We start from the raw sequence: 15,219 nt of genomic DNA on the forward strand, positions 1-15,219 counted from the left end.
TTTTAAGGGGGTCTACATATTTGAAAGTTCTATTAGTTCAACCGCCTGTATTTGGGTTAACAGTTAAAAGTAGAATAATTGAACCGCTTGCATTGGAGATATTGGCGGCTACAATTAAGGACGAGCATACCGTAAAAATATTGGACTTAAGAATTGAAGATAAATTTGATGACGATATATCTGATTTTAATCCTGACGTTATTGGATTTACTTGCTATATATGTCAAGTTAACTTTGTTAAAAAGTATATCAAGGCAGCAAAGAAAATTAAGCCTGATGTTAAAGTAATTGTAGGTGGAGAACAACCAACACATGCCCCAGAGGATTTCAACTGGCCTGAAGTCGACTATATTTCAATGGGAGATGGGGATTGCAGTTTTCCAAGCCTTATACAATGTATTGCTAAACAAGACAGAGATATACTTTCAATACCAGGTGTAGTTACTGTAAATAATGGTAAACTAATCTTTGGTGCAAAAAAGGAAATTATTCATGATTTAAGTGTAAGTCCAATTCCTGCTAGAGAATTGACGCAAAAATACCGTTCATTTTACAAATTTGCAGGATGGGATGATTTAGCATCGATTTCTACTTCAAGAGGATGTATGTGTCGTTGTAATTTTTGTACTATATGGAAAATAAGGGATGGTATAACAGCCCACTTCCCTATAGAGCGTGTTATTACAGAGCTTAAAATGATAAATGAAAAAAACATATATCTATGTGAGGCACATTCATTTCAAGATATAAATTACATGGAGAGGCTATATGATGAAATAGTAAAAAACAATATTCATAAAAATTATATGGCGTATGTAAGGGTAAACACAGCGGTAAAATTTATTGACCTTTTGAGGAAGTGGACAGGAATAGGGTTGAAGAGAGTTTTTATTGGCATTGAAACAGTAACAAACGATAGATTAAATGGCTTCAATAAAGCTTCAAGCAGTTCTTTAAATGAAACGGCTGTAAATCTTCTTCATGATGCAGGTATAGAGATTATGTCAAGCTTTATTGTGGATTTAGATTTCGACGAAAATGATTTTAAGGTATTGGGGGAATGGGTTAAAAAGATGAATTTAACAATGCCTGTTTATAATATTATAACTCCGCTTCCCGGGAACGACTTGTATGAAAACAATAGGGAGCTGTTAAAGGATGTTCCATATGAATACTTTGATTTTAATCATGCGTTACTGGAAACAAAACTACCTAAAGAAGAATTCTATAAGCATCTAGCACAGTTATATAGAGATACATATAGTAATGAACTATCTGATTATGTTAAAAATAAGCTTGAATACACTGAAGAAAAGATGAAAAAACGAAAGATGACAGGGGAGCTACTGGCAAGAAACATAGAAATGAATAATATATAGTTTTTTACAGACTGCAAAGGAGTCTTGAACAATGAATTCTGATATTTTAAATTTTTGGAAGGGACATGACCCCGGCAGGATAGCCTTTGAACATGATGGATACAAAATAACCTATAATAATTTAGCTGGAAATATTGCAAAAAGAGTAACTTACTTTCAGCAAATTGGAATTCGAGAATTTGATCATGTTGCCTTATCAATAAGCGATCAAATGGATTACATTGAAATGTTTTTAGCTTTATGGTGTATTAATGCGACTATTATACCTATTGATTTTCAAATAAGTCCATCAAATTTTTGGAAAATCATAAAGGAGTCAGATACACACTATCTCATTACAAATAATATTAAATATTTCAATGAGATAAAAAGATATGATTTTCAAAATCATAATTTAAAAAAAGTTGTTTTGATAGGAGAAAATAAAATTGAAGTCACCGATGTGAATTTTGATGAAAATAAAATTTCGTGGCTGGCAGAGCAAAAAAATACTGAAAACTCCGGGTTTTTTATTCTATTTACTTCAGGTACGAGCGGTGACAGTAAGGGTGTTGTTTTAAAGAAGGAGTCATTTATAAATAATGTACATAAGGTCATTTCATACACTGAACTTCAAGATACAGATATTTTGCTTATGACATTACCTTTATCATATTCTTTTGCACTATCTCAAGTTTGTGCCCATTTAATTGTTGGCGGAAAAATTATTTTAAGCGTAAACAATGTTTATAATTCTCTTACTCTATTTGATATAAAAGAGAAAAAAGTTACTAATTATTCCGCAACTCCATATTTTTATGAAACTTTAGTGAAAGAATTAGAGGCAAAAAAGGAAGCAATGGATGTAGGCAATTTGAGATTTTTTATGAATGCCGGTGGATACATAAACCCCACTATAATAGAAGAGATTGTAAAAAGGTTCTCTTCCGTTACTTTTTATAATAATTACGGTCAGACTGAAGCATGTCCCAGAATAAGTTACAACAGATTTGATATAAATACTACAGATTTTAAGGGAGTTGGGAAACCTTTAGCTGGTGTTGAAGTGAAGATATTAGGTGACGATGGAATGGAAGTTGAAAATAATACTATTGGAGAAATTGTCTATAAATCTGAGGATTTAATGCTCGGTTATTACAAAAAAAATGTTTTGGACTCAGATCAATATTTTTTATCGGGTGATTTAGGTTATATTTCTAATAGTAATCTTGTTATTGTTGGAAGAAAAGATTCAATCCTAAAAATTAATGGAAGAAAAGTATATAAAAATTATATTGAAAATTCAATTTTTGAATTGCCCTATGTTAGTAATGTAAAACTAAAAAAAGAACGGCATAGTATTTATGGTGAATATTTCTGTGCATATGTAGTACCCAAGGATTCTGATGATAATCATACAATTATAGATAAGATATATGAATTTTGCAAAAAGAATTTCAATTCATATGAAAGACCAAAGAAAATCGTGATATGTAAAGAGATTGGCTTATCAAGTAATAAAAAAGTACAGCTAAGGCTGTAGTGATACTAAAAAAGGAAGTGAATACACAGTTTATGAAAGTTGATAGTATAAAAAAGGAAAAAAATGCTTTAGTAAATGAAATAGTAAAACGTATTTATTATGCGGAAACCGATGCGGGAGGAATAGTATACTATGGAAACCTGTGCTCTTATATTGAAATGGGCTGTTCTGAATGGTTTAGAAAATTTGCAAAGCCTCTTAAAGAAATAACTTCTAAATATAAATTATTTTTTGTTATGAAGGAAGTTAACTTAATTTATTTAAAACCTATAACCTATGACAACCTGATTACCATACGAACCTGTATTAAAGATATAAAATATTATTCCATAAAGTTTTATACTGAGATTTCTGTAAATGGTGAGGTTTACTATTCAGGAGAGAATAAAATGGTACCGGTGGATATCAATACAAAAAGTCCTGTTAGAATACCAGAGGATATACTATCGCTGTTTGACAATATATAGACTTATAATATAAAAGCTTTATGCTTTTAAAATAAGATAAACAAGAAAAGGAGTATGATTATATGACTACTAAAAGTTACGAAAAAGAAGAATTGACACAGAAGGTTATGGATTTGTTGGTAAAGGCTTCTGACTTTGAAAAGGACGAAATGAGTCCTGAGAGTTTATTGTTCAAGGAACTAGCTATAGAATCAGCTGAAACTTTGGAAATAACCTTCAGAATAGAACAGGAATTTGGAATATCCATTGGCGAAGGTGAGTTTTGGAACATTGCAAATTTAATAGCTAACCAAGGTATGATTGTGGATGGTAAATTTTCTGAGGATGCAATTAAACTAATCAAGGATAATGTGTCAATTACGGATGAACAAATTGAAAAAATAAAAAGTCCCTTTGAAATTTATGACTATATTAAAATACAAGATTTAATTAACTATCTTGCAAAGAAAATCAAATTTTAAGTAAATACATAATTTATAAGATTTCCTCCTTAAAAAGGGGAAATCTTATAAATATTTGGGGGAAGTTGCTAAATATGAATTATATGAACATGGTTAAGTTTACGAATGTATCGTTAGAGGAATCTACAGCAGTTATATATTTTCAAGAGCGGGAAGAGATATTCAAGGCTGAAAACGATTGTTTAAACATAGTTCCTTATTTCGTTCTAATAGAAGCAATTTTTCAAACTGCCGGTCGTGTTGCCAGAGAATATTCCAATAATCTTTACGGGGGAATCATAGCAAGCTTTAGCGATTTTTGTTTTAGCAGGCCTATATTTACTGATGAGATGTTAACTATTAAGGCGAAGATTTTGTCTTATAATGAAAAAGCAAAGGTTTTTTATTTTCAGGTTTCACTTTATGGTGAGGATGATGTTGTTTTGCCCAATGGAATTATATTGATAAAACAAGAAAAAAGTATTTCTTCTGAATACTTGAATAGCAGTATAAACAAATCTGTTGAATTAAATATAAAAGAGTTGGGATATATAAGTACAATTAAATAACAAAATTACAGTATCACATAATTTATATCAATATAAAACAACAGAGAGGTGATTTACAATAGGAATAAAGGAATTGGACTTTAATGTAATTGAATTAGGTATTGGAATACCCTTTACTAAAGATAGTCCTACAGAAAAAATTAACTTTAAAACATCATACCTGTTTACACATAATGATGAGAGATGGAATAGCAAGCCAGATAGACAAAGCTTTTTTAAAGAAAAAATTGAAATGGATTTACATTGTATATCCCATGTGGATGCAATAAATCACAGAGCACAAAATAAGATTGGTTTTAAAGGCTCAAAATATGAAAGTGAACCATCTACTTATCAAAATGGTGCTGATACTATTCCAATAATTAGAGGAAAGGCCTTGATGCTTGACTTTCCAAAGTTTCTGAAAGTAGATATTTTAAAAGAAGAAAATGAAATTACTGTAAATTTAATTGAAAAATGCCTGAATTTTCAGGGGACTGGCATAGATGACTACAAAATAATATTAATACGGACAGGCCATATAGTGCACTGGAAAAACGGAGAATATGATAAGTATTTTGAAAAAGAAGTTGGCTTGAATGTTGAAGCAATAACATGGTTGGCAGAAAAAAATATTATTGCTGTTGGTGCAGATAATTTTGCAGTTGAAAACATACCTACTAAAGAAAACAGTTATTCAAATTTTTATCCCGGACATAAGAAGTTCCTAGGAGAGAAGGGCATTTATATAATTGAAAATTTAGATCTCGATGATTTGTCGGCAAGGAAAATAAATAGATTTTATTTTATTGCCGCCCCGATTCGATTTAAAAATGCTTCTGCGGCACTGATAAATCCTATTGCTCTTTTGTAACAGTCACAAAGATAAAGAGAAGAAGTGCTGCTTATAGAATTAAGCGAGGTGTAAAATAGGTGAGATATATTTTTATAGATAAAATTAAGAACATAGATAAGGCATCTATTGAAGGAAGTAAGTTTTTATGTCTGAATGAGGATATATTTAAAGACCACTTTCCAAATTACCCAATGCTGCCGGCTGCCTTAATGGTAGAGGCTTCTATCCAGTTGGGAAGGATATTTATTTGGAAGGAATCAGATTTCAGATACACGTTACTGCCGGTTTCTTTTGAAAAATTTAAATTTTATAATGTAATTACGCCAGGTAATATTCTCGACATATCATTGAGTATAAACAATCAGGAGAAAATTGAATACAGCATTAATAATATTATAAGTTTAAAAACAACAGGATATTACAATGAAAAAAAGTGTTTTCAAGGTGTGATTGCATTTAATATTATGTCTTTTGAAAAATTACATAACGAAAAAAAGTGCAGAGAATACCTTGACTTTCTCATATCAAATTACCAAAATGACAAGAATGTAATTTAAGAAAAGAGGTGAGTTTAGTGGGGGAATGTCGCTTATTTATATTTCCCTGCTACGCATATTATGGAAATTAGTTTCTCTGATAAGGTTGTTATTATAACAGGAGGCAGTAGGGGAATAGGTAAGGATTTGGTGAGAGCATTTGCGCAAGCCAATGCAAAGGTGTATTTTACATACCTGACTAATGGGGAAAAGGCTCAGAACGTGGTAGATGAATTTAGCAGAAGATATGCTGCGACAATTAAGGCAAACGCAGTAGACGGGAGGTCAAAGGAAGACGTTCACAATTTTATTGAAACAGTTATTACTGAAAACAAGAAGATTGATGTCTTAATCAATAGTGCAGGATATATACCAAGAGGTTTGTTTCTTAACACTTCAGAGGATGTATGGAAAAATGCAATAGAGTCTAACGTAAGCAGTATTTATAATTATTGTACCAATGTGTTGAAATATATGCTACTGGAGAAAGGCGGATGCATTATTAATATATCATCAGTTTCTGCACATTTTCCGGCAAAAGGGCAGGCAGCATATAGTGCTTCAAAAGGTGCAATTGAGTCATTAACAAAAGCTCTTGCACTAGAGTATGGGAAATATAATATAAGAGTAAATACTATTGCTCCCGGTCTTGTTGAAACGGAAGTTGTAAAAACAATCTCAAATCAGGTAAAACAGGAAATTCTGAAACGAACTCCGCTTGGAAGATTCGGAAGGGCAGAAGATGTTAGTAATACTGCTCTCTTTCTGGCAAGTGAAAATGCATCGTATATAACAGGCACGCAGCTTTTGGTTACAGGTGGAAGGCATCTGGATTAGTTTTTGAGAGATCTTATCGAGCAAGATAGGGGGAGTTTTTGTGAAAAGAAAAGTGGTAATATCCGGCGTGGAGTGCATTACGTCCTTGGGAAAAGATGTCGAGACTACATGGAGGGCTTTAACGGATGGCGTTTCAGGCATAAGTAAAATTGACAGAATTGATAATGTAGAAAAATATCAATGCCAATTTGGCGGTGAGATAAAAAAATTCAATGCTAAGAAGTCAGGATTAACTGGAACAAATACAATGTTAAGGTATAATCAATATGAATTATTTACAATATTTAAAGCTGTAACAGACTATGGTTGGCTGAGTGATTTAAAGGAAGATACCATTAACTGTCCAGTTTTCTTTGGAAATCAGTGTATAAATCTTGATGAAGAATTATTTGATACCCTAATAGCTATATCCGGCGAAAATGCCCACAGCTTGGATTTTTCAAAAATTGGAAGTAATTTGCAACGGTTTCCACCTTTAAACGGAGTTAAGCTTTTGCCAACGTTGCCTACTCATTTTACAGCAAAAAAGTATAACCTGCATGGAAGTGCAAATGTTTCTTATGCAGGGGAAAGCTCTTCCATTGAAGCTCTTTTGAGAGCAGCTGTAAATATTGAAATGGGGTATTATGAAAAAGCTATAGTTGCTTCCACTTTTAGTCCTTTTTCAGCGCATGAATTTCTTTGGCTAAGCGATTCGAATATAGCTAAGAAAACATCAATGGGCAATAGTCCTAATAAATTGATATATCCTTTTGACAGAAGGCATGATGGCATTATATTTGGAGAAGGTTCCGGGGTGATTTTAATTGAAAGTGAAGAGAACGCCCGAAAGAATGGACGAACTATACTTGCCAATATAAAGGGAGGTTCAACGAACATTTTCCCAGGAGATGACTTTTATGAACTAACAAAACATGGATTTATTAAAAATATTGAAGCAACATTAAGTGATTGCTCAATCAGAAATACAGACATTGATATTATTTATTGCAGTGCTCCATCATATCCTCAATGGGATAATGCCGAAATAGAAGCAATTGATGAAATGTGGGGAAGAGACTCAGTGCAGGTGACATCATCAAAAGCAAATATTGGGTTTCTGAGTTGTGCAGCAGGATTAATAGATTGTATATTTGCAGTACAATCAATAAATGAAAATAAATTTGCTAAAACTTTGAACTTTGAACAGTTGGATAACGATTTACATATTGACTGCAATAAGTATTTTAATGCCAAAGTAGATAACATCCAGAGATGTTTAATTAACAGTGCAGGGTCAGGAGCCCATTATAGTTCTATAATTTTAGAAAAAGGGTGTGTGTAGAATTGACAGATAAAATAGTTATAACAGGAATAAGTGCAGTTACTCCTCTTGGAAATAGCTTAGAAGAAATCACAAAAAACCTGATAAACGGGAAATCTGGAATGGGATATGTTACCCGCTATGAATTAAATGGCTTTCCTGTAAGGCATGGGGGAGTTGTTGATATTAAGGATTTAGAGACTATTGAATATCCATACAATGAAAATATACAATTTAAACTGTTTTACTATTGTTTAAAAAAGTTGAATGAAGAGTTTAAAGACAGTTACGAAGCTAACAGAATGGGTTGCATAATAGGTACAAATCCTAATATTGCAACTATTAATGATGTTCAGTTTTTAGGCGACAAATATATGAAAAAGAAACTGTCGGAATCCGAAGAAGATACTCAGGATAAAGCATATGTAAATAAAATGATTAATATAAATCCCTCTCTGCTTTTGTACTATGCAGCCAAGGATTTTAATATCAACGGGCCATGCCTTTGCAATTTTGGTACATGCTCTGCATCTACCCAAGCTATAGGGGATTCATACCGCCTTTTAAAAAGAGGAAAGATAGATCTTGCAGTATGTGGTGGAATATCCATGAATTTAGACCCTATCGCAATAGCAAGATTATGCAGGTTGAATGCATTGGAATTGACGAAGGATGATGTTACTGAAAATTGTACACCTTTTGACAAACGGAGGTCAGGGTTTACTATTGGAGAGGGAGCAATTTTATTTACTTTAGAGAGGGAAAAAGACGCAATTAAAAGAAATGCAGAAATTTTTGCAGAATTAAAGGGATACGGTGCAGCCATGGACGGGTTTTCATTGACAGACCCGCATGAGGAGGCACTTGGAATGAGTCTTTCCATGATAAGAGCTTTGGAAGATGCAAAATTGAATATTCAAGATATTGACTATTTAAATGCCCATGGAACAGCTACAAAGAAGAATGATAAATATGAAACAATTGCCATTAAAAAGGTTTTCAAAGAGTATGCAAATCAATTGAATATAAGCTCAACAAAATCCATGCATGGACATTTGTTAACTGCGGGTGGGGCTATGGAGTTACTCGTATGTATAATGGGAATTAAGAATGAATTTATTCCGCCAACTATAAACTATAAACTTGAAGATCCCGAATGTGATTTATCATATACTCCAAATGCATTAATAAATAAAAAATTATTGAATGTTTTGACCAATTCTTTTGGGCTTGGGGGAATAAATGCTTCGTTAGTTGTATCAAAGTATATATGATACGAAAGACTTAAAAAATGATTATAAGGAGACCAAATTAATGTTAGAAAAGCACATTCCAAATCCGGATATTATATATCCAAGACAAAATGATAAAAGTACATGTTACCTTAAAAATGTAGTGAAAAAGTCCAATGTTAATATAGGCGACTTTACATTTTACAATGATTTTTACAACTCTCCGGAGGAGTTTGAGAAAAATAATATTCTATATCACTACCCCATTAATGGAGACAAACTTATAATAGGTAAGTTTTGTTCCATAGCATGTGGTGCAAAGTTTATATTTAACAGTGCAAATCATACTTTGAGTTCATGTACAACGTTTCCTTTTCCTATTTTTTATGAAGAATGGGACAAAACGATTAAGGTAACAGAAGCTTGGGACAATAAGGGAGATATCGTTGTTGGAAATGATGTATGGATAGGTTTTGATGCAATTATTATGGCCGGAGTACATATAGGAGATGGGGCTATTATAGGTACAAGAGCTGTTGTAACAAAAGATGTACCACCGTATACAATAGTGGGAGGTGTTCCTGCAAAAAAAATCAGGCAAAGATTTGATGATACGATTGTAAAAGACCTGCTGGAAATTAAATGGTGGGATTGGAGTATAGAAAAAATACAGTCCAATTTAACTGCAATCAGAAAGATGGATATAGAGAAGCTTAAAAGTTAGGAAGTTAGGAGCTGGTGCAATGATAGCTACCCTTGTTTATGATGGTGATATTAAAACTCAGAATAGTGAAATAATACACAATTTATTATTAGACCTATTTTTACAAAAAAATATTGAAGTCAAACTCTTTGAAGTAAATAGAAATAACATAAGAAACTGTATGGGGTGTAATGGATGCTGGATAGTAACTCCAGGGGAATGTGTAATTGAGGATTCGTTAAACAACATAAATAAATCATATGTAAAATCTGACTTGGTTGTTTACCTTACGCCTGTCGTTTTTGGGCAATACAGTTCTGCAATAAAAAATGTGATGGACAGGTTTATTCCAAATGTTCTGCCTTTTTTTGAAGAAAAGAATGGTGCCACTGTTCATCCTAGCAGATATGAAAAATATCCTAGACAAATATTGATAGGCTATGGTGATGACATAACTGAGGAAGAGAGGGATACATTTTTCACTTTAACAAGCGGAAAATATAACAAAAACTTTGACAAAGTTTTATTAACAGCTTTAGAAAAGGATAATCAAGAAATTATAAGTCACATTTTATAGATACTGGAGGAAGTTTATTTGAGAAATATTTGTTTTATTAATGGAAGTCCAAAAGGTGAAAAGGCAAATTCCTATTTCTTTATAAAAAAGCTTCAAAACGCTATGAATGATACAAATTATAATAAATATTTTATTCATGCTGCTTCAAGTATTTATTCCGGTAAATGGGAAGGGGATTTTAATACAATGGATACAGCAGATGTTTTAATTTTTTCTTTTCCGCTTTATATTTATTGTGTACCGGGCTTATTAATGAGATTTCTTGAAGATTATTATATTCATATTAAGGGGCAGAGCAATTTTTATAAGGATATACGGGTGTATGCGGTTTTAAATTGTGCTTTTCCAGAACCGATGATAACTAATGAAGCTATTAGAGTAATAAAGAATTTCTGTTTGAGGTCAGGTCTTAAGTGGAGATTTTCTATTTCAATAGGGGCAGGAGGTTTGGTTGGAGCATCTGAAAAAATAAAGTTTATGGACAGCTTATGCACAAAGGTGTATGATTCACTGTACGAAATTAATAGGGACATTGAGACAGAGGCTACTGTAGCTGTTGAAAATAAATATGCTGCACCCAGTTCCTCAATATTATTATACGGAAGGATGGGTAAAACCAACTGGATAAAAGCCGCAATGAAAAATGGACTATCTGAAGAAGATTTGTATAAAAAACCATACTGGTAAAATAACTTGGGAATAAAAGTTCGAGAGCTTTGGTATAAATGGTAGCATCAACGGTGCAGCCTAAGAGTTATTTTCCTACAGTAAATTGACACGTTCATAGTGGGGAAAGGAATGATTATGAGTATTCTATCAGTAACTGAAATGACACAAGGGTTTGGAGATAATATTATATTTGACAATGTTTCATTTCAGTTGTCTAAGGGAGAGCATATAGGATTGATTGGGGCAAACGGAAAAGGAAAAACGACGTTTATGAGGTTGATTACCAATGAAATACTACCTGATTCGGGAACTATTTCATGGAGTCGTAAGGCAAATGTCGGATATATGGACCAAAATGTCGAGCTTAATACATTCTTAACTGTGAAAGAAGTACTGCAAAGTTCTTTTAAAAAATTATTTGTATTGGATGAAGAGCTAAAGGTACTTTATGAAAAAATGACTTATCTAAAGGGAAAGGAATTAGAACAGGTTTTAAAAAAAACCTCTTATATCCAGAGTGAACTGGATATGAGTGACTTTTACGGTATAAATTCAAAGATTGAGGCAATATCTGCAGGAATGGGAGTAAGAGATTTATTAGATAAAAATCCACGTGAATTAAGCGGAGGGCAGAGGACAAAAATACTACTTGCAAAACTCCTACTGGAAAAGCCTGATATCTTACTGCTCGATGAACCAACAAACCATTTGGATGAAAAAAATATAGTTTGGTTAAAGGGATTTCTTACAAATTATGAAAATGCTTTTATACTTATTTCCCATGATACTGAGTTTTTAAATTCGGTGGTTAATTGTATTTATCATCTGGAAAATAAAAAGCTGACCAAGTTTCCCGGAAATTATGATAAGTTCTTAATGCTATATGACCAGAAAAAAAAGAATATGATGACTCAATATTATAAACAACAGGAGGAAATACAAAAGCTTGAGGCATATATCAGAAAAAATCAAGTTCGTACTGCCACAGCAGCACAGGCTAAATCAAGAGGAAGAAAGTTGGAGAAGATTGTAAGAATAAAGTTAGATGAAAGTATACCTAATCCACATTTCCACTTTAAGTTTTCATCTAATCCCACAGATCTGATATTTGAGACTAAGAATTTGATTATCGGGTACGATAGACCTCTTACAAAACCAATGAATCTGATAATGAGAAGGAATGATAAAATTGCATTAGTTGGAGCAAATGGTATAGGTAAAACTACCCTTCTGAAAAGTCTGATGGCTATTATAACTCCAATTGCGGGAAAAATACAATTAGGTGAATTCCTGGATATCGGCTATTACAGACAGGAAATAGAATCAGAGTCTGAAATTGAAGAAATTGTCTTGAACAATGTATGGAAGGAATTTTCTGATTTTAGTATACAGGAAGTCAGAAAAATAATTTCTCAATGTGGTTTAAGTGCTAAGCATACTGAAATGAAGCTTCAGTCAATAAGCGGGGGTGAACAGGCTAAAGTAAGGCTGTGCAAGATTATAAATAAAAAAAGTAATGTATTGTTTTTGGATGAACCGACCAATCATTTGGACACAATGGCTAAGGACGAACTTAAGAGAGCTTTAATTGAATATGAAGGCAGTATAGTTTTAGTTAGCCATGAGCAGGAATTTTATAAGGATATTGTAACGAAGGTCTGGAATTGTGAGAATTTTAAAGTATAATAACCGAAAGACTTAGTACATTTTTAACAAAGGCATTATAAGGCAATAAACGGGAAGGGAAAATATAAAATGAAAATGTCACCACTAAACTTGTCATTTATGGAATTTGAGCTTTTAGATTTAAATAACAATAGTAAAAAGCCTGCAAGTAATAATCTAGTTACCCAGATACTTGAAGAACGGGCATCTAAGACTCCGGAAAGAATTGCTGCCAAGATGTGCTATGATTTTAGTGAACAAATAGAAAGCTTAAAGTTAAAGAAAATAGCTTCAAATACATATGATGAATTAAAGAATTGCTGTTTTAAGGTAAACCCGTACGTATGTAAGCTTGATGATGAACTTCTTAAATACTCATTATTAGCTGATGGAAGAAATGATATAGATGAGCTTAAACTTTTAAAGACCCATTGCTTTAATTACGTGATTATAAATAAAAATACACTTGATTTATTGCGGTGCTTTAATGGTAGAAACAGTATTTTAGGTATATATGAAAAATATAAGAACAGTAATTTGCTTTTTTTTATTTTAAATGGTGATATGGCAAAGCATTCTTGGAAGGTAACTTCTGAAAAAGAGGAATTGACCTTGAAAAATACAAATGACTTTTTGTTGCTTATAAGATTAATGTATATATCAAAATTAATTGATTTAAATTCTGTTAATTATGGAGATACGGAATTGAAACTAAATCAAGTTGAACTATTTAGAGAAGAAAAAAATACTGCTCCGAAGAGGGAAATATTTACAAACAGGGATAAACCAAAACAACAAGATAAATCAATATTGTTATTAGGCTCAACTCCGGGGTCCGCAACAATTGGAATTCTTTATATTGCGTCGTATTTGAAGCGAAATGGTATTAGTGTATATTGTAAATATAACAATTTAGACGTTGACTATAAATCTTTAAAAGCGGATCTTAAAAAATTAATAAGTGAAATAAAACCTGAGATAGTTGGGGTCAGTATAAAATGGTTTCCACATATATCTAGAGGGCTGGAAATTTGCAAAATAATAAAAGAGATTTCTTGTAATATTGAAGTAGTTGTTGGAGGGAATACATCAACCATCTATAACAAAGAATTTATTGAAAATGATTACGTTGATTATGTTGTTTGCGGGGATGGGGAAGTTCCATTGTTGAAAATCTGTAAAGGAGAAGACAGTATACCTAACTGTATATACAAAAAAAACGGCAAGATAATAAAGAATTCTATTACCTATGTTCAGAACGATAAAAATTCTAATGATATATATTTGTCTCACTTGGAAGATATTCTAATATCTAAGGATTTATTGTATAGCGTACCTTATTATTATATATATACTGGTAAAGGATGTTTAATGAATTGCTGCTACTGTGGAGGATGTCTTGAGGCACAAAAAAATCAGTTCAATAGACAAAAACCTTTTCTAAGGAATATAAGTGAAGTTAGAAAGGACTTAATTGAAGTTAAGAAGTATGCATCAACATTTTTATTTATAGATTCAATTGAAATGGATACATTAAACTATCATAGAGAATTGTGGAAGGGAATTGATTTATCTAACCATTTTTGTCATTTCTACTTTTATAAGATACCCCCTGAAGAATTTATTAGTATTTTAGCTGAAACATTTAAATATATTTATATTAATGTTGATTTATGTAGTTTTTCGGAAAGGCATAGGGGTTATTTGCATTCTTTGAATCTTGTTAAACCAATGCCTACAGATAAAGAGTTAATTGAGTTTGTGGGAAACTGTAATAACTATAAAAATATGGAGATAAGTGTTAGTTTAATATCCGGATTGCCGTATTATACCAATGATGATATGAAACAGAGTGAAGCTTTTCTTAAAAGATTAATGAGTTACCCGGTATTTAAAGGTGCTGAATGGGGGAGGTTGCATGCTCAACCGGGCGCACCAATTGTTAATAGCTGCAAAGAATATGGTATGTATTCTCAGGCGGTAGAATTTGATGATTTTTTGAAATACAGTAAATTAAATATGAGTGAAGAGATTTATCCTGATGTCTATTCTTTTAAGTTTCCATACATCAATTTTAACGAAGAGGTAGTTAATGATGAAGTGAATAAACACTATAGAGAAATGTATGCTCTTATAAAAAACAAATGTCAGCAAGTTGATGATACTGTTGTCTATCAAGCTATTACATATGAAGAGATTAACATAGAAGCACATAAAATTGCCGATATTTTAAAGGAGAATGGTGTCGGAGAAGACGATGTAGTATGTATCATTGACGAACAGTCAATTAGCCTAGTAATTGCCGTACTTGGAGTTTTAAAAGTCAGAGGTGCTTATTTGCTGGTTAATCCGGATTACTCTGAAACAGAAATACGGGATATAGCTAAAGCCAGTAACTCAAAGTTGATTTTAATTGGTACAGGCGTTCGGAAACGAAATGGATTAGGGAAGATAAATACTATTGTATATAAAATATAGGGAGCAC

General features: G+C 32.2%; 15 protein-coding genes. All 15 read left to right on the forward strand.

Annotated elements, in window-relative coordinates:
• The first annotated feature begins 20 nt into the window (after nt 1–20).
• Complete coding sequence (locus tag P0092_RS01580; RefSeq protein ID WP_004619764.1) at nt 21–1,379, forward strand: B12-binding domain-containing radical SAM protein; 1,359 nt, start codon at nt 21–23, stop codon at nt 1,377–1,379.
• Nucleotides 1,380–1,410: 31 nt separating this feature from the next.
• The gene (locus P0092_RS01585; RefSeq protein ID WP_004619766.1) at nt 1,411–2,901 is read left to right on the forward strand and encodes a class I adenylate-forming enzyme family protein; all 1,491 of its coding nucleotides are present in this window, start codon (nt 1,411–1,413) and stop codon (nt 2,899–2,901) included.
• 32 nt (nt 2,902–2,933) lie between these two features.
• Nucleotides 2,934–3,368: an acyl-CoA thioesterase gene (locus tag P0092_RS01590; RefSeq protein WP_040758935.1), complete on the forward strand. Its 435-nt coding sequence runs from the start codon at nt 2,934–2,936 to the stop codon at nt 3,366–3,368.
• 62 nt (nt 3,369–3,430) lie between these two features.
• Nucleotides 3,431–3,829 carry an acyl carrier protein gene (locus tag P0092_RS01595; protein WP_004619770.1) on the forward strand — a complete coding sequence of 133 codons (399 nt, stop codon included), beginning with the start codon at nt 3,431–3,433 and terminating at the stop codon, nt 3,827–3,829.
• A gap of 74 nt (nt 3,830–3,903) precedes the next feature.
• Complete coding sequence (locus P0092_RS01600) at nt 3,904–4,377, forward strand: hotdog fold domain-containing protein (protein ID WP_004619772.1); 474 nt, start codon at nt 3,904–3,906, stop codon at nt 4,375–4,377.
• 73 nt (nt 4,378–4,450) lie between these two features.
• Complete coding sequence (locus tag P0092_RS01605; protein WP_004619775.1) at nt 4,451–5,230, forward strand: cyclase family protein; 780 nt, start codon at nt 4,451–4,453, stop codon at nt 5,228–5,230.
• Between the two features lie 59 nt (nt 5,231–5,289).
• The gene (locus tag P0092_RS01610; RefSeq protein WP_004619777.1) at nt 5,290–5,769 is read left to right on the forward strand and encodes a 3-hydroxyacyl-ACP dehydratase FabZ family protein; all 480 of its coding nucleotides are present in this window, start codon (nt 5,290–5,292) and stop codon (nt 5,767–5,769) included.
• 60 nt (nt 5,770–5,829) lie between these two features.
• Nucleotides 5,830–6,585, forward strand: a complete 756-nt coding sequence (locus tag P0092_RS01615; protein WP_004619778.1) for an SDR family NAD(P)-dependent oxidoreductase — start codon at nt 5,830–5,832, stop codon at nt 6,583–6,585.
• A 40-nt stretch (nt 6,586–6,625) separates the two neighbouring features.
• Nucleotides 6,626–7,909, forward strand: a complete 1,284-nt coding sequence (locus tag P0092_RS01620; RefSeq protein WP_004619781.1) for a beta-ketoacyl-[acyl-carrier-protein] synthase family protein — start codon at nt 6,626–6,628, stop codon at nt 7,907–7,909.
• A 2-nt stretch (nt 7,910–7,911) separates the two neighbouring features.
• Complete coding sequence (locus P0092_RS01625) at nt 7,912–9,162, forward strand: beta-ketoacyl-[acyl-carrier-protein] synthase family protein (protein WP_004619783.1); 1,251 nt, start codon at nt 7,912–7,914, stop codon at nt 9,160–9,162.
• Between the two features lie 40 nt (nt 9,163–9,202).
• On the forward strand, nt 9,203–9,844 hold the full coding sequence (locus P0092_RS01630; RefSeq protein ID WP_004619785.1) for a CatB-related O-acetyltransferase: 642 nt from the start codon (nt 9,203–9,205) through the stop codon (nt 9,842–9,844).
• 19 nt (nt 9,845–9,863) lie between these two features.
• Nucleotides 9,864–10,400, forward strand: a complete 537-nt coding sequence (locus P0092_RS01635) for a flavodoxin family protein (protein WP_004619786.1) — start codon at nt 9,864–9,866, stop codon at nt 10,398–10,400.
• Between the two features lie 18 nt (nt 10,401–10,418).
• Nucleotides 10,419–11,087, forward strand: coding sequence for a flavodoxin family protein (locus P0092_RS01640; RefSeq protein ID WP_004619789.1), 669 nt, complete (start codon nt 10,419–10,421; stop codon nt 11,085–11,087).
• A 117-nt stretch (nt 11,088–11,204) separates the two neighbouring features.
• Complete coding sequence (locus P0092_RS01645; protein ID WP_004619791.1) at nt 11,205–12,755, forward strand: ABC-F family ATP-binding cassette domain-containing protein; 1,551 nt, start codon at nt 11,205–11,207, stop codon at nt 12,753–12,755.
• 99 nt (nt 12,756–12,854) lie between these two features.
• Complete coding sequence (locus P0092_RS01650; RefSeq protein WP_276187046.1) at nt 12,855–15,212, forward strand: AMP-binding protein; 2,358 nt, start codon at nt 12,855–12,857, stop codon at nt 15,210–15,212.
• Nucleotides 15,213–15,219: the final 7 nt, after the last annotated feature.

The sequence above is a fragment of the Ruminiclostridium papyrosolvens DSM 2782 genome, assembly GCF_029318685.1.
Taxonomy (GTDB): Bacteria; Bacillota; Clostridia; order Acetivibrionales; family DSM-1351; genus Ruminiclostridium; species Ruminiclostridium papyrosolvens.